Here is a 19042-nt window from a genome sequence, read left to right on the forward strand (position 1 = left end):
TCGGCGGGGCTTTTTCATGGCAGTGGCTCAAGGACCAAAATCAGTCCTCATCCTCCATCCACCCACCACATTCCTTCCACCGGTTGACGATCCCGCAGAACAGCTCGGCGGTCTTCTCGGTGTCGTAGCGCGCCGAGTGCGCCTCGCGGTTGTCGAACTCCATGCCGGCGGCCTGGCAGGCCTTGGCCAGCACCGTCTGGCCGTAGGCCAGGCCGGCGAGGGTGGCGGTGTCGAAGCTGGAGAACGGGTGGAACGGGTTGCGCTTGAGGCCGGTGCGGTTCACCGCGGCGTTGAGGAAGCCGAGGTCGAAGCTGCTGTTGTGGCCGACCAGGATCGCCCGCTTGCAGCCGTTGGCCTTCAGCGACTTGCGCACGCCACGGAAGATCTCGGTGAGTGCCTGCTCCTCGGCCACCGCCATGCGCAGCGGGTGGTCGAGCTTGATGCCGGTGAACTCCAGGGCCGCCGCCTCGATGTTGGCGCCTTCGAAGGGCTCGACGCGGAAGAAGTGGGTATGTTCCGGGAACAGGTAGCCGTTCTCGTCCATGCCGATGGTCACCGCGGCGATTTCCAGCAGGGCGTCGGTGGCGCAGTTGAAGCCGCCGGTCTCGACGTCCACCACCACCGGCAGGTAGCCGCGGAAGCGGCGGGCCATGGGGTGGCGCGGGCCGGGGGGGAAGTTGCCGTCGAATTCTTCTTCGTAGTGCTCTTCACTCATGCGCCGGCCTCCAGCAGGCGCCAGCGCAGTTTTTCGCCGGCGCGCAGGGGCACCACCTCGTGGTCGCCGAAGGGCAGGCTGGCGGGCGCCTGCCATTCCTCGCGGACCAGGGTGATGCTGTCGGCGTTGCGCGGCAGGCCGTAGAAGTCCGGGCCATGGAAGCTGGCGAAGGCTTCCAGCCTGTCCAGGGCGTTGCGCTGCTCGAAGGCCTCGGCGTACAGCTCGATGGCGGCGTAGGCGGTGTAGCAGCCGGCGCAGCCGCAGGCCGCTTCCTTGGCGTGGCGGGCGTGGGGCGCCGAGTCGGTGCCGAGGAAGAACTTCGGGCTGCCGCTGGTCGCGGCGTCGAGCAGGGCTTCCTGGTGCACGTTGCGCTTGAGGATCGGCAGGCAATAGAAGTGCGGGCGGATGCCGCCGACCAGCATGTGGTTGCGGTTGTACAGCAGGTGGTGGGCGGTGATGGTGGCGCCGACGTTGGCCGGGGCGGCCAGGACGAACTGCGCGGCGTCGCCGGTGGTGATGTGCTCGAAGACCACCTTGAGGGTGGGGAAGCGCTCGACCACGCGGGCCAGGTGCTCGTCGATGAAGCGCTTCTCGCGGTCGAACACGTCCACCTCGGCGCGGGTCACCTCGCCGTGCACCAGCAGCGGCAGGCCGACCTCGGCCATGGCTTCGAGCACGTGGAAGATGTTGTCGATGCTGGTCACGCCGGAATCGGAGTTGGTGGTGGCGCCGGCCGGGTACAGCTTGGCGGCGTGGACGAAGCCGCTGGCCTTGGCGTTGCGCACGTCCTCGGGGCTGGTGCGGTCGGTGAGGTAGAGCACCATCAGCGGTTCGAAGCGGCTGCCGGCCGGGCGCGCGGCGAGGATGCGCTGGCGGTAGGCGTCGGCTTCGCCGGCGTTGCGCACCGGGGGCACCAGGTTGGGCATGACGATGGCGCGGCCGAAGGTGCGCGCGGCATCGCCGACGGTCTGGGCGAGGGCGGCGCCGTCGCGCAGGTGGATGTGCCAGTCGTCGGGGCGCAGCAGGGTCAGGCGGTCGGACATGGGGATACCAGAGGACGATTTGCAGCGGAGTTAAGTAGGGAAATGCTACCGGAAAAGCCCGTCGCCGGCACTCGCTATCAAGTTTTACCGGCCCTGTCCGATATCTCCTGGGTACTTTCCAGCATTACCCGGAGCCATCCGTGCGCCATTCCTACCTTCTCCTGCTCGGCCTGTGCGCCAGCGTGCCGGCCTGGGGGCTGACCTTCCAGACGCGCCTGGAGAACGCGCGCTGGACGGCGGCGGGCGATCAGTTCGAATGCCGCCTGTCGCAACAGGTGGATGGCTTCGGCGTCGGCGAGTTCGTCTGGCGCGCCGGCGAGCAGCCGACCTTCCGCCTCAAGCCGCAGCGCAACTGGGCCGGCAGCGGTTCGGCGACGCTCCTGGCGGCGGCGCCGCCGTGGCGGCCGACCCAGGTCGACATCGACCTGGGCCCGGTGGCCCTGGTCGCCGGCGAGGTGTCCTTCACCAGCAGCCAGCAGCAGGCCGGGCGCCTGCTCGACGGTGTGCTGGAAGGGCGCAGCCCCGAGGTGCGCCTGCGGGCGGCGGGTGGCCAGGACCTGCGGGTACGCCTGCTGGCGGCGCGTTTCGCCGATGGTTACGCGCAGCTGCAGGACTGCTCGACGAAGATGCTGCCGGTGAACTTCGACCAGGTGCGCCAGGCCCAGGTCGGCTTCCCCGGCGGCGGCGACGCCCTGGACGTCGTGGCCCGGGCCAAGCTGGACATCGTCCTGCAATACCTCAAGGCCGACCCGACGGTGAACCGCATCGAGCTGGACGGGCATTCCGACAACAGCGGCAACCGCCTGAGCAACCGCGACATCTCGCGGCGCCGTGCGCTGGCGGTGATGGAGTACCTGAAGGCCCACGGCGTGCCCGAGGAGCAGGTCACCGTGCGCTTCTACGGCGAGCGCTACCCGCTGGTGAAGAACAACTCCGAGGCCAACCGCGCGCGCAACCGCCGGGTGACCCTGCACCTGTCCCGCGAGGCGCTGCCGGAAACCCCGCCGGCACCCACCGCCACGCCCAATGCGGCGCAGCCCGGCACCACGCCGCCCGAGGCCCCGGCGCCCGCCGCGCCTCAGGCCAAGGCACCGGCTGGCAACGCCCCGGCCTCGGCGCCGCTGGGCCAGCCGAGCGCCCGCGGCGCCTAGTCGCACCCTCGATAGAATCTGTCGCTTTGTCGTCAAAAGCTGTCGCGCCTCTGTAATTTCCCAAAGCGCGGCAGTAGAATCGGGGGTTTTCGTGACAACCCCCCGTGGAGTGATGGCATGGCGGACGTGAAGAAGGTAGTCCTGGCGTATTCCGGTGGCCTGGATACCTCGGTGATTCTGAAGTGGCTGCAGGATACTTATAACTGCGAAGTGGTGACCTTCACTGCCGATCTCGGCCAGGGCGAAGAGGTCGAGCCGGCCCGTGCCAAGGCGCGAGCCATGGGCGTCAAGGAAATCTACATCGATGACCTGCGCGAAGAGTTCGTCCGCGATTTCGTCTTCCCGATGTTCCGTGCCAACACCGTCTACGAAGGCGAGTACCTGCTGGGTACCTCCATCGCGCGCCCGCTGATCGCCAAGCGCCTGATCGAGATCGCCAACGAGACCGGCGCCGACGCCATCTCCCATGGCGCCACCGGCAAGGGCAACGACCAGGTGCGTTTCGAGCTGGGCGCCTATGCGCTCAAGCCGGGCGTCAAGGTCATCGCCCCCTGGCGCGAGTGGGACCTGCTGTCCCGCGAGAAGCTGATGGACTACGCCGAGAAGCACGAGATCCCGATCGAGCGCCACGGCAAGAAGAAGTCGCCGTACTCCATGGACGCCAACCTGCTGCACATCTCCTATGAGGGCGGCGTGCTGGAGGACACCTGGACCGAGCACGAAGAAGACATGTGGAAGTGGACCACCTCCCCGGAGAAGGCCCCCGACACCCCGACCTACATCGAGCTGACCTACCGCAAGGGCGACATCGTCGCCATCGACGGCAAGGAAATGACCCCGGCGCAGGTGCTGACCGAGCTGAACCGCATCGGCGGCATCAACGGCATCGGCCGCCTCGACATCGTCGAGAACCGCTATGTCGGCATGAAGTCCCGCGGCTGCTACGAGACCCCCGGCGGCACCATCATGCTCAAGGCCCACCGCGCCATCGAGTCGATCACCCTGGACCGCGAAGTCGCCCACCTGAAGGACGAGCTGATGCCGCGCTACGCCAAGCTGATCTACACCGGCTACTGGTGGAGCCCGGAGCGCGAGATGCTGCAGCAGATGATCGACGCCTCCCAGGAGTACGTGAACGGCGTGGTGCGCCTGAAGCTGTACAAGGGCAACGTCATCGTGGTCGGCCGCAAGTCCGACGACTCGCTGTTCGACGCCAACATCGCGACCTTCGAGGAAGACGGCGGCGCCTACAACCAGGCCGACGCCGCAGGCTTCATCAAGCTCAACGCGCTGCGCATGCGCATCGCCGCGAACAAGGGCCGCAAGCTGTTCTGATAAGCTTGCACCCCTGAGCCAGACGAACCCCGGCCACGAGCCGGGGTTCGTGTTTTGGAAGCCCGGAACAGGGCCTGATTGAGGAGTACGCACCCCATGAGACTGCTGCATACCATGCTGCGCGTCGGCGATATGGACAAGTCCATCGCCTTCTACACCGAAGTCCTGGGCATGACCCTGCTGCGCCGCAAGGACTACCCGGACGGCCAGTTCACCCTGGCCTTCGTCGGCTACGGCGCCGAGGACGAGAACAGCGTCATCGAACTGACCTACAACTGGGGCGTGGACAAGTACGAGCTGGGCACCGGCTACGGCCACATCGCCCTGGAAGTGGACGACGTCTACAAGGCCTGCGAGGACATCCGCTCCCGCGGCGGCAAGATCACCCGCGAGCCGGGCCCGATGAAGCATGGCACCAGCATCCTGGCCTTCGTCGAGGACCCGGACGGCTACAAGGTCGAGCTGCTGTCGCCGCAGCGCAAGGACTGAGGTTACCCCTGGAGGCGAGCAGCCGGCCTCCGACACCAAGTTCGAGCCGCCTGGCCCCTTCGGCCAGGCGGCTTTTTCATGCCCGCCGCGGTGTTACCGAATGAACCAGGCATCGGTAGGGACCTGGGCATGGCCGCCCCACCTCGCACGTCGGTTCATCCCCCTGTTCAGCATTGAAACGTCGAACCTTGGCCGGCGTATCGGCACTCGGCGAGTTTTTCATTCAACTGGCTGATTCCAAAGGTTTAATGCCTGAAACACGGATTTCCTGCCGAGCCCAATGAGCTGGCATGTCTTCTGCTATTTCCCCGGGGAAACATTGTTTCATGGGGGAAGTAGCTGAATCAGAGCCTTGCTCAGGGAGGAGCCGGGGGAGCGCTGCCAATGGCGCTCTATCGAATAGCCATTGCGGATTTCGAGCCTTCTTTGCGACGTTCGTCGACATGACGATTGCGGTTGCGCAGAGGGTTTGGCCGAGGGCGACGAAGAACAAGAAAAGGAATGGAAATGAAGGCGCCACTTTTTGCCTTGGGTGTCGTGGGCTACCTGTTGCAACAGCCGGTTCTGGCAAGGAACGTCGATCCGGTGAAGCTGCCGCCGGTCAATCTAGGCGGCGGTTTCTTCGCCGAGGGCCTGGCGAGGCCGGGGCACCACCTGATGTTTCAGCAGAACTTCTATTCGGTTGAAAACATAAAGGACGGCTACGGAGAGGAAACACCCGGGGAAAAGAACAACCGAATAAGCACCAGCATTTTTCAATATGCGCTCAATACCTCGCAGAAGGTGTTTGGCGCCGAATACGGTTTCACGGTCAGGCTGCCCGTCATCCACTCGGACATCGATGTCGAGGGCGGGGCCAGGGGGCGCGACGCCGGTGTCGGGGACATCACCCTGCGGCCGGTGAAGCTGACCTGGCGCGACATGCCGCTCGGCTCCGGGCGGCTCACCCTGCAGTCGATCCTGGCGCTGACCTTGCCGACCGGCGCCTATGACGCCGGGCAGCAGGTCAATGTCGGGAGCAACTACCTCTACCTGAACCCCATGTTCGCCGGCACCTACTTCAGTGGGCGCTGGAGCCACAGCTTCAACCTCGGGTATGTCTGGAGCGAGCGCAACGACGACCCCGTCGGCGGCCGGGCCCGGAGTGTCCAGCCCGGTGCGGCCATGAACCTGAGCCTGTCGAGCGGCTACCTGGTATCGGAGCGCCTCAGGCTGGGCCTGGCGGGCTACGGGCTGGAACAGTTGCGCGACGATCGCATCGACGGGCGCAGGGTCGGCCGCTCGAAGGAGTCCGTCTCCGCGCTCGGGCCGGCCTTCTCCTATTTCCATCGCCAGGCACGGCTGGGCTTCGGGGTGGCCTGGTACGAGGAGTTCGACGCCAGGAACCGGGGCCAGGGTACCCGGGTGATCGCCAATATCCACAAGGGTTTCTGAGGAGGGGGTATGAACAACAAGCTGATCCTGTTGTTGCTGTCGCTCTGTTGCCTCGGTTCGCCGGGCATCGCCGCGTCCCGGGACGAGGCTCCCCTCTACCGCAGTGTCGACCTGGGCCGGCTCATGGGCACGGGCAGGGACTACCAGACGCGCATCGTCTTCCTGGGAACCGGCAGCCCCATCCTCGAGCCGAACAAGGCCGGGCAATCGATCGCGATCGTGGTGAGGGACCAGGTCTACGTGTTCGATGCCGGGCATGGCAGCATGAACAACCTGTCCAGGTATGCGGACGGCAAGGTCTTCCCCGCGTGGAAGATGCCCACCGGGTACCCGGGCGCCGGCTACATGGACAAGCTGTTCCTGACGCACCTGGACAGCGACCATGTCCTCGATGTGCCGGCGTTTCTCCTGCGCTTCTGGATATACGGCCGCCAGGGACCGGCCAGGGTCCATGGCCCACCGGGCACGGAGGCGCTGGTGCGTGGCGTGCTGGAGGGGAACAAGGCGTGGATAGACTATCGCCTGGCTTCGGCCAGGACGAGGAACAAGGCAGGCATCACCGTGGAAACCCGGGAGTTCTCGGCCCCTGGCCTGGTCTTCGCCGACGAGAACGTTCGCGTTTCCGCCTTCCAGGTCGTCCATGGCAGCTGGAGCTCCGACAGGACATACGGGTACAAGGTGGAAACCCCGGACCTGGTGATCGCCATCACCGGCGACTATTCATACCGCTTGACCCCGGCACTGGAGGAGAAGCTGGCGGGCAGCGACATCGTCATCAGCGAAGTCATGAGTTCGGCGGGCACCGGGAAGCTTCCCGGGGAGTGGCGCGACTACATGCTCGATGCCCATACCACGGAAACGCAGTTGGCGGCGCTGATGGCCAAGGTGAAGCCCGGGCTGCTGATCGGCACCCACGTGCTGACGCACGGGGAGGCGCGCAGCGACCTGCTGTCTCGCTTGCAGGCGCTGTATGGAGGGCGTGTCGCGCTGGCCGATGACAATATGGTCTTCCAATGAGCTGCGTCGTCATGCCTCTTCGCGTAGCCGATGGATGAGCCGCTCCTTCAGGTGCGCGTGCCGCCTTCGACGATATGCCTGAGCAACTGTTCGGCCGCCGCCGACAGGCTGCGGCCGGCGCGGCGAACGATGCCGATCTGCCTTTCGATGTGGGGTTCGGCCAGCGGTACGAAGGCCAGTTGCCGGTTGTCCGCGGGGAATGCCAGCAGGGGCAGGGTGGTGACGCCGATGCCTTCCTCGAGCATCGCGATCAGCGAGATCATGTTCGACACGAACAGCGGGCTGTTCGCCAGCAGGCTTTGCGCCGGCGTGCCGTCGAGCAGGCGCGAGGTACCGTTGCGCACCAGCGGCAGGTTTTCCAGGCGCGACCAGTGCAGCGGCCGGGGGTCCTGTGCCAGTGGGTGGTCATGGCGGCAGACCACGCCGATGCGGTCCTGCCACAGCGGGGTGAATGCCAGCGTTTCGTCTTCGCTCCACAGGCTGCTGATGCCGAAGTCCACCTGGCCCTGGGCGACCAGGCTCTGCACGGTATCGGCGTTGGCGTCCTGGATGCTGATGTGCAGCTTGGGGTAGCGGCGCACGAAGTCGGCCAGCAGTTTCGGCAGGATCCGGCTGGCCACCGAGGGCACGGTGGCAATGCTCACCTGGCCGATCTCATGGCGGGCCAGCAACTGTAGCTCGCGGGCGATGCGGTCGTGCTGCTCGAGCAGCGCGCGGAACAGGGGCAGGCAGTGCTGGCCGAACGGGGTCAGTTCAGCGCGTCCGCCTTTTTCGAACAGCGCCTGGCCGAGTTTCTGCTCGAGCTCGCGGATCGCCAGCGATACCGCCGGTTGCGTGCGGTGTGCCTGGCGCGCGGCGGCATGGAAGCCCTGCAGGTCGACGACCATGACGAAATAGCGCAGTTGGATGATTTTCAGTTCGGGCAGCATGCAAAGATTTTCTTATCGAAAATGAATTTTAATTAATTTTTATATCTACCAGAAAACCTCCAAGATGGCACCACGCAATGGGAGGTCTTCATGGCACAGCACATTCAGCAGAACTACATCGACGGCGCCTGGTGCGAGGGCGAAGGCGCCATCGCCAACCTGAACCCGTCGGACACCAGTGACGTCATCGGGCAATACGCCCAGGCCGGCGCGGGGCAGGTGGCCCAGGCTATCGCCGTGGCCCGCCGGGCTCAGCCAGAGTGGGCGGCCACCGGCCTGGAGCAGCGCCAGCGGGTGCTGCAGGCCATCGGCGATGAGCTGATCGCACGCAAGGACGAGTTGGGCCGCCAACTGTCCCGCGAAGAAGGCAAGCCGCTCGCCGAAGGCATCGGCGAGGTATACCGCTCCGGCCAATTCTTCCATTACTACGCCGCCGAAGTGCTTCGGCAAATGGGCGAGACCGCCGACTCGGTACGCCCGGGCATCGAGATCGAAGTGCGCCGTGAACCGGTCGGCGTGGTCGGGGTCGTCACCCCGTGGAACTTCCCCATGGCCACCGCCGCCTGGAAGATCGCGCCGGCCCTGGCGTTCGGCAACGCGGTACTGTTCAAGCCGGCCAACCTGGTGCCGGCCAGCGCCTGGTCGCTGGCCGAGGTGATCAGCCGCCAGGGCCTGCCCGCCGGCACCTTCAACCTGCTGATGGGCAGCGGCGCCACGGTCGGCGACAGCCTGGTCAATAGCCGCGACATCGATGCCCTGACCTTCACCGGCTCGCTGCAGACCGGCCGCCGGGTGGCGGCCTCCACCGCCGGCAACCTGGTGCGCTGCCAACTGGAGATGGGCAGCAAGAACGCCCTGGTGGTGCTCGACGATGCCGATCTGGAGCTGGCCGTGGAGTGTGCCCTCAACGGGGCTTTCTTCGGCACCGGGCAGAAGTGCACGGCCTCTTCGCGGCTGATCGTTTGCGCAGGCATCCATGACCGCTTCGTCGCCGCCCTGGTCGCACGCATGCGCGAGCTGAGGGTCGGCCATGCCCTGGAGGCGGGCGTGCAGATCGGCCCGGTGGCCGAGGCGCGGCAACTGGAGCAGAACCTCGAATACCTGCGCCTGGGCCAGGAAGAGGGGGCGCGCCTGGTCGAGGGCGGCGAACGCCTGGCGCTGGCCACCCTGGGCTACTTCATGCGTCCGGCGCTGTTCGTCGACGGCGACAACGCCATGCGCATCAACCGCGAGGAAATCTTCGGCCCCATCGCCTGCGTGATCCGCGTGGCTGATTACGAAGAGGCGCTGGCCACGCTGAACGACACTGACTATGGCCTCACCGCCGGCATCGTCACCCAGTCCCTGCGCCATGCCAGCGACTTCAAGCGCCGCGCCCGCTGCGGCTGCGTGATGGTCAACCTGCCCACCGCCGGCACCGATTACCACGTGCCTTTCGGCGGTCGCAAGGCCTCCAGTTTCGGACCGCGCGAGCAGGGGCAGTACGCCCGCGATTTCTACACCCAGGTCAAAACCACCTATGTGCGGCCCTGAGCCGGAGGTCGAGATGCACGAGATGTTGATGATCGACGGCCTGCAGTACTCCAACTGGAGCGAAGCGATCTTCCGCCAGATGCGCGAAGGTGGCCTGAGCGCGGTGCATGCCACCATCGCCTACCACGAGAACGCCCGGGAAACCCTCTCGCGCCTCGGCGAGTGGAATCGTCGCTTCGAGGCCTGGCCGGAGTTGATCCGTCCGGTACGCCAGGCCTCGGACATCCGCCTGGCCCACCAGGAAGGGCGTGTCGGGGTGTTCTTCGGCCTGCAGAACTGCTCGCCGATCGAGGACGACATCGACCTGGTGGAGGTCTTCCGCCAGCTCGGGGTGTTCATCATGCAACTGACGTACAACAACCAGAGCCTGCTCGCCAGCGGCTGCTACGAGAGCGAGGACAACGGCATCAGCCGCTTCGGCCGGCAGGTGATCGCCGAGATGAACCGCGTCGGCATGCTCATCGACATGTCCCACAGCGCAGAGCGCAGCACCCTGGAAGCGATCGAGCTGTCCAGCCGGCCGGTGATCATCTCCCACGCCAACCCCAGCAGCTTCCACCCGGCCCGGCGCAACAAGTCCGACCGCGTCCTGCAGGCGATAGCCGAGTCCGGCGGCCTGCTCGGTTTCAGCACCTACCCGTTCCACCTCAGGGATGCCTCCAACTGCTCGCTGGAGGACTTCTGCGACATGGTCGCGCGGACCGCCGACCTGATGGGCGTGCAACGCATCGGGATCGGCTCCGACCTGTGCCAGCAGCAACCCCTGCAGGTACTGGAATGGATGCGCAACGGCCGCTGGAGCAAGGACAAGGACTACGGCGAAGGCTCGGCGGACAACGCTCACTGGCCCGAGCCGCTGGGCTGGTTCCGCGACAGCCGGGATTTCCCGGTGATCGCCCGCGGCCTGCGCCAGCGCGGCTTCGCCGAAACCGATGTGCACGACATCATGGGACTCAACTGGCTGCGCCTGCTGGAGTCCTCCACCACCCTCCAACCCTGAACACCACTGGATATCGAGAGGCCTGCATGAACAACAACAATGGTGCCTCGTCCATCCGCCGTACCGATGGACCTAGCCTGATCCCGACGCTCCTGCCCCCACTGCCCGATGGCCGTGTTCCGCCGACTTGATCCGGTAACGGCAGCACTTCGACCCATCGTCGCTCATTCGTCCGCCGGCGCCCTCTGTGCCGCGGCGGACCACCAAGGCCTGGTGCCTTCAGGAGGCGTTATGGAACTCCCTGCTCTGCAAACCACGGCGGATTCCCCGCCCAATCGCGCGGCCATCCGCGACATCGACTGGCCGCTGTTCATCATCAGCGGTGGCTTTTTCCTGCTGTTCCTGGTCGTGGCCCTGGCCAACCTGCCGGCGCTGACCAGCGTGGTGAATGCGGCGTTCGCCTGGGCTACCCGCAGTTTCGGCCTGTATTGGCAGGCACTCACCGTGGCGGTTTTCCTGGTCAGCCTGTGGCTGGGTTTCTCGCGCCTGGGGCTGGTACGCCTCGGCGGTGCGGATGCGCGGCCGGAACTGAGCACCTTCTCCTGGGTCGTGGTCATCATGTGCGCCCTGCTGGCCGGGGGCGGCGCCTTCTGGGCCGCCGCCGAGCCGCTGATGCACTTCGCCAGCCCGCCGCCGTACTTCGCGGTGGAGGCCAGGACCCATGCCGCTGGCCTGGCTGCGCTGGCGCAGTCCTATCTGCACTGGGGCTTCCTAGCCTGGGCGACCCTGGGCAGTCTGCTCAGCGTGGTGCTGATGCACCTGCACTACGATAAGGGGCTGCCCCTGGCGCCGCGTACGCTGCTCTACCCGCTGCTCGGCCAGCGTGCGCTGAAAGGCCCGATCGCCACCCTGGCCGACGCCGCCTCGATCATCGCGGTGGCCGCCGGCACCATCGGCCCGATCGGCTTCCTCGGGCTGCAGATCGCCTACGTGCTGCACTCGGTCTGGCAGGTACCGGACACGCTGGTCGTGCAGACCTCGGTGATCCTTGCCGTCACCGCGATCTTCACCATCGCCTGCGTGGCCGGCCTGGAGGGCCTGCGCTTCGTCGGCAAGATCCACGTCTGGCTGATGCTGGGCCTGGCCGCCTTCCTGTTCCTCTTCGGGCCGACGCTGTTCCTCAGCGAGTCCTTCTCCCAGGCGCTGGGGATGCACATCGGCAACTTCTTCCAGACCGCCTTCTACCGCGACGATGCGCAATGGCTGAACTGGTGGACGCTGTTCTACTGGGGCTGGTTCATCGGCTACGCGCCGATGATGGCGATCTTCGTCGCCAAGGTGTCCCGCGGCCGGCACATCCGCAGCCTGGTGATGCTGTTGTCGCTGGGCGCGCCGCTGATCACCATGCTCTGGTTCACGTTGGTCGGCGGGACCGGTATCGGCCTGGAGCTGGCGTCCCCCGGCTCGGTGATGGGCAGTTCGACGCAACCCGAGGCGCTGCTGCTGGGCGTGGCCCAGGCCATGCCGATGCCGATGCTGATCTCCGCGCTGTTCCTGTTCCTCAGCTTCTTCTCGGTGGTGACCACCGCGGGCTCGATGTCCTACACCGTGGCCATGGCGATCACCGGCGACCGGCATGAGCCGCAGGCCTGGCTGAAAGTGTTCTGGGCGGTGGGCATGGGCCTGGTCGGCGCGGTGCTGATCACCATGGGGGCCGGTGGCGTCTCGGCCCTGCAATCGTTCATCGTGATCACTGCCTTGCCGGTGTCGCTGCTGGTGCTGCCGTCGCTCTGGGATGCCCCGCGCATCGCCCGGCAGATGGCGCGGGAGCAAGGGCTATGAACATGAGCTTTCCTGGAGTCGCGAGCATGAGCAGTACCGTCCCCACCCTGCGTCCGGCCAGCCAGGTCATGCAACTGGAGCGCCTGGGCGCCCAGTTCCAGTGCCGCCTGAGCTTCGTGCGCAGTTGCATGCGGCGGATGATGAACGAGCGCTGGCGGATCGAGCGCCAGCGTTTCGACCTCGACGGCGAAGGCTACGGCACTGCCATCTACCGCATTGACACGCCCAACGGGCGTTACCACGGGGTGTTCTTCTCGCTCTACCTGCCGGAGGAAAAGCGCAGCGACCGGGTGATCGCCGACCAGTGGGACGTCAGCTTCGTGCTGCTCAAGGGCGAGGTCGAGGCCGGGCAACTGGAGGCGTTGCGGCGCAATGTCCCGCTGCAGGAGGCTGGGCGCAACGATGCCCGTGTGCTGGTGCTGTCCCGCGCCAACCGCAGCGTGCGCAATTTCGAGCGCCTCCTCGGCGCGCTCGCCGAGGGGCGCCAGCCCGACCCGCAGCACCTGGCGGAGGTCGGCTACCTCTACCGGACCACCGCGGTATACGGCAATGGCAAGTTCGGCATCGCCGACTTCGCCTGCCTGCAGGGCAACCCGGACTTCGACCAACCGTTCAGCGCGCAGATGTTCACCGTCTACCTGCTGCGCCATTTCAGCATCGAGCAGATCGAGCACATGGCCCGGGCCCGCTCGCCGCAGCAGGCTGTGCGCCTGGCGCCGGAGCTGCAGCGCTACCTGGGCGTGGGCAATGCCACCGGGCTGGGCATGGCGCCTTTCCTGATCAACCATCCGCAACTGATCGCGCAATGGGTCTGGGCGCGCGAGACCGCCCTGGGGCGCGTATTGGCCACCGCCGCCGATGGCGCGACCCTGCCGCGCCTGAATGCGCTGGTCGAGCGCGCGGCGTTGCACCTGGAACAGACCTACACAGAAGACCCGTGGCAGACCCGGGCCAATCGCCAGAGCCTGGCCGACCTGCTGCACATGGGTGAATGGCTGGCGCGGCAGCCGGCCGATGCGGACCTCTGGCCGCGGCTGCTGGCCTGGAGCGAAGCCCATGCGGGGCTGGGTTGCCAGGAGCTGCTTGTGAGCCTGTTGCTGGAGCTGTACCCATCGCTGGTGGATCCGCTGGAGCGGCAGATGGGCGTCGACGAAGGCCTGCAGTTGGAGGCGGACATGCCGCTGGCCAGCTTGCTCACGCTGATCGAGGAGCGCTATGCCTGGGCGCTGGAATACGATTTCGACAGCGCCGAGGCCAACCACTATTTCTGGTACCGCTCGGCGGAGAAGGAAGAGCCGCGCCTGGGCGTGCGCCTGGAGGAGCCTGGCGTCGAGAAGGAGATGCGCCTGGCCGTGGCCCGCGACATCCAGCGCTGTCACCAGGCGCTCGACGAGTACCTGCGCCGCGAGCCGCGGCACAGGGTGGCGCACTTCCTGCTCGCCCAGCCGCAGCACAAGGGCACCGTCCGCCGCCTGCAAGGCATGGCGCAGAGCGTCTATGGCGAGATTCGCACCAACCCGCTGGACCGGCAGATGCTGCCGATCCACCTGTTGCGCTGCAAGCTGGCGTTCTTCGGCGCGGGCAAGTTCGACCCGAAGTCCAGCCGCTGGGTACGCATCACCCTGTTCCAGGGGGCGCCGCTGGTCAGCGACATCGGCCAACCGTTCGCCGATGACTGGAACTTCGCCTTGATGCCGTTGGGAGGGCAGTGAAATGCGTGTGGCTTTCAACGAAGTCCAGGTGCTGTGCCGCAAGGCGTTCGAGGGGCTGGGGCTGGACCCGGGCGATGGCGAGGACGCAGCTCAGATGGTCGCTTGGGCCCAGTTGCATGGTCTGGATGGCCTGGGAGCGCTGGCCAGGGGGCTGTCGTTCATGGAGAGCGATGCCCAGCGGCCGGTCGAGTTATGCTATGAAGACAATGGCCAGGTGCTGCTCGACGCCGGTGGCCAGAGTGTCCTGCGCAGTGCCGTGCTGGTCCTCGAACTGGGGGCGGCTAAGGCGATGCGCAGCGGCGCAGCCTCGGTGCGTATCCGCCGCTGCCACAACCGCATTCTGCTGCTCGCTCATCTCGCCGGCTGCGCTCGGCGCGGCCTGAATGTCTGCGCCTACTGGCGCGACACCCGCCAGGAAGCGGTGGTGAGCTTCGCCGCTGGGCAGGGCTGCCCGAGGCTGAGCGTCTACCGCCTGCCGGCAGGTAGCCGGGACGACGAGCAGAGCCTGAATATCCTGCTCTCGCAACACTTCCAGCTGTCCCAGCGGGTGCCAGAGGGCGCCTTGCTGATCGACCGGGATGCCGACAATCTGGCGGAAACGGCCGAACGCCAATTGAGCGAGGGCATCGAAGTCGACCCGCAGGTCTGGGACACCCTCAAGCGCCTGGGCGAGCGGGTGCTGGTGGAAAGCACCGAAGCGTCCCGGCTGCGTGGCGCCGGCGAGGGTAGCGAATCGATCCTTCAACAGATGAATGGCAAAAGCGCATGAAACGAGCGATCAAGACCGACCTGTACGCTTCGCCCGCACCGCTGGAGTGGGCGGTGGTGGTCAACGGCATACTGTACACCGCACAGATTCCCATCGATGCGCGGGGGCAGGTGGTCGAGGGCGGCATTGAAGCCCAGGCGCGGCAGACTCTGGACAACCTACGGCACACCCTGCAAGCCGCGGGCTGCGGTCTGGAGGCGGTGACCCAGGTGCTGATCTACGTGACCGACCGCCGCTACCTGGCAACGGTGAATGCCATCTACGCCGAGTACTTCCAGGCGCCTTACCCGAACCGGGCCGCCGTCGTGGTGGCCGGGTTGGCCAGGGAGGAGATGCTGGTCGAGCTGGTGGTCTACGCCTGCGTCGAGTGACGGCCCGCCCGCCAGAAAAACGAAGCCCCGTCAAGTGCGGGGCTTTTTCATGCAGGGCGGGGCTCAGAGGTCGAAGTCGTAGTCCGACAGCTGGCGCTGCAGGCGGCGCTCTTCGAGGTAGTTGTCGATGATGCGGCGCTTGGTCAGGTTGGTCTTGGCGACTTCGGCGGCAGCTTCGACGCTGTCGTCGGCATCGTCGGTGCTCACTTCGTCTTCGAGCTCGAGATCTTCTTTATCGGCCATAACGATCACTCCAGCGTGCGGGGTGTGCTTGGCGCCCCTTATAGCGACAAAGCTCGGGGCGGTAAAAAAGATTTTTTCAATGAGCGGCGATGCTTTTGACGATAGCACTCAATCGTCGGAAGTCTTGTGCTTGTACTCGCACAGGTCCTCGATCCGGCAGCTGCCGCACTGCGGCTTGCGCGCCTTGCAGACGTAGCGGCCATGCAGGATCAGCCAGTGGTGGGCGTCCAGCAGGTATTCCCTGGGCACGAACTTGAGCAGCTTGCGCTCCACTTCCAGGACGTTCTTGCCCGGCGCGATGTTGGTGCGGTTGGCGACGCGGAAGATGTGCGTGTCCACCGCCATGGCCAACTGGCGGAAGGCGGTGTTGAGCACCACGTTGGCGGTCTTGCGCCCCACGCCGGGCAGCGCCTCGAGGTCCTCGCGGTTCTCCGGGACCTTGCTGCCGTGCTTCTCGATGAGGATGCGGCAGGTCTCGATGACGTTCTTCGCCTTGCTGTTGTACAGGCCGATGGTCTTGATGTACTCCGACAGCCCGTCCACGCCCAGGGCGTAGATGGCTTCCGGGGTGTTGGCCACCGGGTAGAGCCTGGCCGTGGCCTTGTTCACCCCGACGTCGGTGGCCTGGGCGGACAGGATCACCGCGATCAGCAACTCGAAGGGCGAGTCGTAGGCCAGTTCGGTCTTGGGGTCGGGGTTGTCTTCTTGCAGACGGCGGAAAATCTCCGCGCGCTTGGCGGCATTCATTCGATCACTCCGGTCACGCGGACGCGCTGGCGCTCTGCGGCGGGTACGTTGCCCGCCTGCGCCCTGGCGCGTTCCGCCAGGCTTTCATCGATACGGTTCTTCAGGGCTATCAGCAGGCCCAGCAGCAGGAAGGCGCCGGGCGGCAGCACGGCGAGCAGGAAGCCCTGGTAGTCGGCTATCTGCAGCTTCCAGCCGGCGGCGGCCGGGCCGAACAGCAGGTTCATGTCGGCCAGCAGGGTGCCGTGGCCGATGAGTTCGCGCAAGGTGCCCAGCACCAGCAGCACCAGGGCGAAGCCGGCGCCGGTCATCAGGCCGTCGAAGGCCGAGCGGGCGATGCCGTTGCGCGCGGCGAAGGCCTCGGCGCGGCCGAGGATCACGCAGTTGGTGGTGATCAGCGGGATGAAGATGCCGAGGATCTGGTACAGCTCGAAGGTCCAGGCCTGCATCAGCAGCTCGATGCAGGTGGTCAGCGCGGCGATGATCAGTACGAACACCGGCAGCCGCACGGCTTCGCTGAGCCAGCGGCGGGTGGCCGAGATGGCGGCGTTGGAGCAGGCCAGCACGAAGACGGTCGCCAGCCCCAGGCCCAGGGCGTTGACCATGGAGTTGCTGGTGCCCAGCAGCGGGCACAGGCCCAGCAGCTGGACCAGGCCGGGGTTGTTCCGCCAAAGGCCCTGGCGGGCGATCTCGCGGTAGCTATTCATGTGCCTCGCCTCCGGCCGCCGGCGCCAGCAGATCGGCCTTGTGCGCATCGAAGTACTGCAGCGCCTTGTGCGTGGCCTTGACCACGGCGCGCGGGGTGACGGTGGCGCCGGCGAACTGGTCGAACTGGCCGCCGTCCTTCTTCACTTTCCAGCCGGCCTCGCCGGGGTCGGCCAGGGAGCGGCCGTCGAAGCCGTGCAGCCAGTCGCTCTTGGCCAGTTCGATCCTGTCGCCCAGGCCCGGGGTTTCCTTGTGCGCCACCACCCGCACGCCGAGCAGGCGGCCTTCGGCGCTGACGCCCACCAGCAGCTCGATGGCGCCGCTGTAGCCGTCCGGCGCCGTGGCCGGAAGTATGACGCCGGTGGCGCGGCCCTGCAGGCGGGCGACGAAGGCCTGGGCCGGCTGCGGCTTGCCCAGCAGCTTGGGCTCGAAGACCTCGACGGGGGCGTCCAGCGGGTGGTTGTCGTAGCTGCCCGGCGGCAGCAGCTCCAGCAGCAGGCGCCCGCGCGCCTCGCGCTGGGCCTGCTCGATGCGCGCCTGGGTGAGCTGGTGGACCACCGCCACCAGGCCCACGCAGAGCACCGCGAAGGCCCCCAGCAGCAGGGCGTTCTTCAGCATGGAGCGGCGGCTGTCGGCCATCTCATTCCCCCAGCTTGAAGCCGCGCCTGGGCTTCTTGTGCCCGTAGGTGCGCGGGCGGGTGTAGTAGTCGATGGTCGGCGCCGCCAGGTTCATCAGCAGCACGGCGAAGGCCACGCCGTCGGGGTAGCCGCCCCAGGCGCGGATCACGTAGGTGATGATGCCCACGCCCAGGCCGAACACCAGGCGCCCGCGGTTGCTGGTGGCGCCGGAGACCGGGTCGGTGACGATGAAGAAGGCGCCGAGCATGGCCGCCCCGCTGAACAGGTGGAACAGCGGCGAGCCGTGGGAATCCGAGCCCGAGCCGTTCCAGAACAGCAGGCTCATGACGAACAGGCCGCCGAGCATGCCCAGCGGCGCGTGCCAGGTGAACAGCTTGCGCCAGAGCAGGTACAGGCCGCCGGCGAGGAAGGCCAGGTTGACCAGCTCCACGCCGCGCCCGCCGACATGGCCGAAGACCGTGCTCTGCGTCACCAGCTCGTCGATGGTCAGGCTGTGGTTGTTCTTCAGCACGTCCAGCGCGGTGGCGCCAGCCCAGGCATCCGGCGGCGGCGCGCCGAGACCGAGGATGCGCGACAGGCCGTCGACCAGCCCGGGGCCGGCGTCGGGGCTGGGCCAGCGCGTCATTTCCAGGGGGAAGGACACCAGCACCACCACGTAGCCGAGCATCGCCGGGTTGAACGGGTTCTGCCCGAGGCCGCCGTACAGGTGCTTGCCGAACACCAGGGCGAAGGCGGTGGCCAGCAGGCTCAGCCACCAGGGCGCGTAGGGCGGCAGGGCCAGGGCCAGGAGCACGGCGGTGACCAGCGCGCTGCCGTCCTGGAGGAAGACCGCCAGCGGGCGCTTGCGCAGGTACAGCATCAGCGCTTCGGTACCCAGGGCCACGGCCGAGCACCAGAGCAGGTTGAACAGGGGGCCGACGCCGTACAGGGCGATCAGCGCCAGGGCGCCCGGCACCAGCGCGGCGAGCACCTGCAGCATGACTTTCTGCGTGCGGTTGGCGCCGGTGGCGTGGGGCGAGGAAAAACGCGGCAGGGCCATGGGCTACTCCGTATCGCGCGCGGCCAGCGCGCTTTGCGCCGCCGCCAGGCGCTCGCGCGCGGCGGCCAGGCGGGCTTCGTCGGCGCCTTCGCGTTCGAGCTTTTTGAGGTCGGCGCGGGCGTAGGCCAGTTCGGTCTTGAGGGCGCGGGTGGCGGCGTCCACCGGGCGCTTGTCGATACGCTGCAGGTCCGGCGCCGGCTTGCCGCTGGCGTCCTCGGCGGCGTGCAACTGGCGCTCGGCTTCGGCCAGGGCTTCGCGCAGCAGGGCCAGTTGCGCTTCGCCGGCGCCGTCCTGCTCGGCTTTCCGCAGTTCGGCGCGGCGGGTGACCAGGGCGACCTTGGCCTTCTTCAGTTGCGCCATGCCGTCGCCGGCCGGTGCCGACGCGGGTTCGG

General features: G+C 66.9%; 19 protein-coding genes and 1 pseudogene. 11 read left to right on the plus strand and 9 right to left on the minus strand.

The window, feature by feature from the left end; all coding sequences use genetic code 11:
• Positions 1-40: 40 nt before the first annotated feature.
• Both rnt and pyrC read right to left on the minus strand, forming a co-directional pair.
• The gene (gene rnt, locus DK254_RS19845) at positions 41-715 is read right to left on the minus strand and encodes a ribonuclease T (protein ID WP_109935142.1); all 675 of its coding nucleotides are present in this window, start codon (positions 713-715) and stop codon (positions 41-43) included.
• Positions 712-1758, minus strand: a complete 1047-nt coding sequence (gene pyrC, locus DK254_RS19850) for a dihydroorotase (protein WP_109935143.1) — start codon at positions 1756-1758, stop codon at positions 712-714. Before pyrC ends, rnt begins: the two co-directional genes overlap by 4 nt.
• Positions 1759-1898: 140 nt before the next feature.
• On the opposite strand from pyrC, the gene DK254_RS19855 reads away from it, so the two are divergent.
• The 5 genes from DK254_RS19855 (at position 1899) to DK254_RS19875 (ending at position 7184) form a co-directional block, all read left to right on the plus strand.
• Complete coding sequence (locus tag DK254_RS19855; protein WP_109935144.1) at positions 1899-2909, plus strand: OmpA family protein; 1011 nt, start codon at positions 1899-1901, stop codon at positions 2907-2909.
• Positions 2910-3026: 117 nt separating this feature from the next.
• Positions 3027-4244 (plus strand): argininosuccinate synthase, encoded by a 1218-nt coding sequence (locus DK254_RS19860; RefSeq protein WP_109935145.1) that lies wholly within the window; start codon positions 3027-3029, stop codon positions 4242-4244.
• Positions 4245-4340: 96 nt separating this feature from the next.
• Positions 4341-4733, plus strand: a complete 393-nt coding sequence (gene gloA, locus DK254_RS19865) for a lactoylglutathione lyase (protein ID WP_109935146.1) — start codon at positions 4341-4343, stop codon at positions 4731-4733.
• 507 nt (positions 4734-5240) lie between these two features.
• Positions 5241-6167 (plus strand): transporter, encoded by a 927-nt coding sequence (locus tag DK254_RS19870; protein ID WP_158546427.1) that lies wholly within the window; start codon positions 5241-5243, stop codon positions 6165-6167.
• Between the two features lie 9 nt (positions 6168-6176).
• The gene (locus tag DK254_RS19875; protein WP_109935148.1) at positions 6177-7184 is read left to right on the plus strand and encodes an MBL fold metallo-hydrolase; all 1008 of its coding nucleotides are present in this window, start codon (positions 6177-6179) and stop codon (positions 7182-7184) included.
• A 47-nt stretch (positions 7185-7231) separates the two neighbouring features.
• Here DK254_RS19875 and DK254_RS19880 read toward each other — a convergent pair whose 3' ends face one another.
• Complete coding sequence (locus DK254_RS19880; protein ID WP_109935149.1) at positions 7232-8113, minus strand: LysR family transcriptional regulator; 882 nt, start codon at positions 8111-8113, stop codon at positions 7232-7234.
• Between the two features lie 90 nt (positions 8114-8203).
• Here DK254_RS19880 and DK254_RS19885 point away from each other — a divergent pair, with 90 nt between their 5' ends.
• From DK254_RS19885 to DK254_RS19910, 6 genes are all read left to right on the plus strand, one after another.
• A complete protein-coding gene (locus tag DK254_RS19885; RefSeq protein ID WP_109935150.1) occupies positions 8204-9646 on the plus strand; it encodes an aldehyde dehydrogenase family protein in 1443 nt (480 codons plus the stop codon).
• Positions 9647-9659: 13 nt separating this feature from the next.
• Positions 9660-10646, plus strand: a complete 987-nt coding sequence (locus DK254_RS19890) for a dipeptidase (protein ID WP_109935151.1) — start codon at positions 9660-9662, stop codon at positions 10644-10646.
• Between the two features lie 231 nt (positions 10647-10877).
• A complete protein-coding gene (locus DK254_RS19895; protein ID WP_109935152.1) occupies positions 10878-12428 on the plus strand; it encodes a BCCT family transporter in 1551 nt (516 codons plus the stop codon).
• 26 nt (positions 12429-12454) lie between these two features.
• Positions 12455-14140 (plus strand): hypothetical protein, encoded by a 1686-nt coding sequence (locus tag DK254_RS19900; protein ID WP_109935153.1) that lies wholly within the window; start codon positions 12455-12457, stop codon positions 14138-14140.
• A 1-nt stretch (position 14141) separates the two neighbouring features.
• Positions 14142-14909, plus strand: coding sequence for a DUF3726 domain-containing protein (locus DK254_RS19905; RefSeq protein WP_109935154.1), 768 nt, complete (start codon positions 14142-14144; stop codon positions 14907-14909).
• Positions 14906-15280, plus strand: a complete 375-nt coding sequence (locus tag DK254_RS19910) for a RidA family protein (protein WP_109935155.1) — start codon at positions 14906-14908, stop codon at positions 15278-15280. Before DK254_RS19905 ends, DK254_RS19910 begins: the two co-directional genes overlap by 4 nt.
• 63 nt (positions 15281-15343) lie before the next feature.
• On the opposite strand, the gene DK254_RS19915 is transcribed toward DK254_RS19910, so the two are convergent.
• From DK254_RS19915 to DK254_RS19940, 6 genes and pseudogenes are all read right to left on the minus strand, one after another.
• Positions 15344-15523 (minus strand): PA3496 family putative envelope integrity protein, encoded by a 180-nt coding sequence (locus DK254_RS19915; protein WP_074976686.1) that lies wholly within the window; start codon positions 15521-15523, stop codon positions 15344-15346.
• Between the two features lie 108 nt (positions 15524-15631).
• The gene (gene nth, locus DK254_RS19920) at positions 15632-16270 is read right to left on the minus strand and encodes an endonuclease III (protein ID WP_089394101.1); all 639 of its coding nucleotides are present in this window, start codon (positions 16268-16270) and stop codon (positions 15632-15634) included.
• Entirely contained in the window at positions 16267-16974 is a 708-nt protein-coding gene (locus DK254_RS19925) for an electron transport complex subunit E (protein WP_089394100.1), read from the minus strand. Before DK254_RS19925 ends, nth begins: the two co-directional genes overlap by 4 nt.
• A complete protein-coding gene (rsxG, locus tag DK254_RS19930; protein ID WP_109935156.1) occupies positions 16967-17611 on the minus strand; it encodes an electron transport complex subunit RsxG in 645 nt (214 codons plus the stop codon). The genes DK254_RS19925 and rsxG overlap by 8 nt, the downstream gene beginning before the upstream one ends.
• A 1-nt stretch (position 17612) precedes the next feature.
• Positions 17613-18650, minus strand: a complete 1038-nt coding sequence (locus DK254_RS19935; protein WP_109935157.1) for an RnfABCDGE type electron transport complex subunit D — start codon at positions 18648-18650, stop codon at positions 17613-17615.
• Positions 18651-18653: 3 nt separating this feature from the next.
• Positions 18654-19042 (minus strand): annotated as a pseudogene (locus DK254_RS19940) (electron transport complex subunit RsxC); the annotation flags it as partial.

Origin of the sequence: Pseudomonas sp. RW407 (genome assembly GCF_003176655.1) — a bacterium.
Taxonomy (GTDB): domain Bacteria; phylum Pseudomonadota; class Gammaproteobacteria; order Pseudomonadales; family Pseudomonadaceae; genus Pseudomonas; species Pseudomonas delhiensis.

Excerpts from the sequence above, each read along its gene's own strand:
- rnt (WP_109935142.1), bottom strand. The coding sequence starts at position 715 with ATGAGTGAAGAGCACTACGAAGAAGAATTCGACGGCAACTTCCCCCCC.
- pyrC (WP_109935143.1), bottom strand. The coding sequence starts at position 1,758 with ATGTCCGACCGCCTGACCCTGCTGCGCCCCGACGACTGGCACATCCAC.
- DK254_RS19860 (WP_109935145.1), top strand. The coding sequence starts at position 3,027 with ATGGCGGACGTGAAGAAGGTAGTCCTGGCGTATTCCGGTGGCCTGGAT.
- gloA (WP_109935146.1), top strand. The coding sequence starts at position 4,341 with ATGAGACTGCTGCATACCATGCTGCGCGTCGGCGATATGGACAAGTCC.
- DK254_RS19870 (WP_158546427.1), top strand. The coding sequence starts at position 5,241 with ATGAAGGCGCCACTTTTTGCCTTGGGTGTCGTGGGCTACCTGTTGCAA.
- DK254_RS19875 (WP_109935148.1), top strand. The coding sequence starts at position 6,177 with ATGAACAACAAGCTGATCCTGTTGTTGCTGTCGCTCTGTTGCCTCGGT.
- DK254_RS19880 (WP_109935149.1), bottom strand. The coding sequence starts at position 8,113 with ATGCTGCCCGAACTGAAAATCATCCAACTGCGCTATTTCGTCATGGTC.
- DK254_RS19885 (WP_109935150.1), top strand. The coding sequence starts at position 8,204 with ATGGCACAGCACATTCAGCAGAACTACATCGACGGCGCCTGGTGCGAG.
- DK254_RS19890 (WP_109935151.1), top strand. The coding sequence starts at position 9,660 with ATGCACGAGATGTTGATGATCGACGGCCTGCAGTACTCCAACTGGAGC.
- DK254_RS19895 (WP_109935152.1), top strand. The coding sequence starts at position 10,878 with ATGGAACTCCCTGCTCTGCAAACCACGGCGGATTCCCCGCCCAATCGC.
- DK254_RS19900 (WP_109935153.1), top strand. The coding sequence starts at position 12,455 with ATGAGCAGTACCGTCCCCACCCTGCGTCCGGCCAGCCAGGTCATGCAA.
- DK254_RS19905 (WP_109935154.1), top strand. The coding sequence starts at position 14,142 with ATGCGTGTGGCTTTCAACGAAGTCCAGGTGCTGTGCCGCAAGGCGTTC.
- DK254_RS19910 (WP_109935155.1), top strand. The coding sequence starts at position 14,906 with ATGAAACGAGCGATCAAGACCGACCTGTACGCTTCGCCCGCACCGCTG.
- DK254_RS19915 (WP_074976686.1), bottom strand. The coding sequence starts at position 15,523 with ATGGCCGATAAAGAAGATCTCGAGCTCGAAGACGAAGTGAGCACCGAC.
- nth (WP_089394101.1), bottom strand. The coding sequence starts at position 16,270 with ATGAATGCCGCCAAGCGCGCGGAGATTTTCCGCCGTCTGCAAGAAGAC.
- DK254_RS19925 (WP_089394100.1), bottom strand. The coding sequence starts at position 16,974 with ATGAATAGCTACCGCGAGATCGCCCGCCAGGGCCTTTGGCGGAACAAC.
- rsxG (WP_109935156.1), bottom strand. The coding sequence starts at position 17,611 with ATGGCCGACAGCCGCCGCTCCATGCTGAAGAACGCCCTGCTGCTGGGG.
- DK254_RS19935 (WP_109935157.1), bottom strand. The coding sequence starts at position 18,650 with ATGGCCCTGCCGCGTTTTTCCTCGCCCCACGCCACCGGCGCCAACCGC.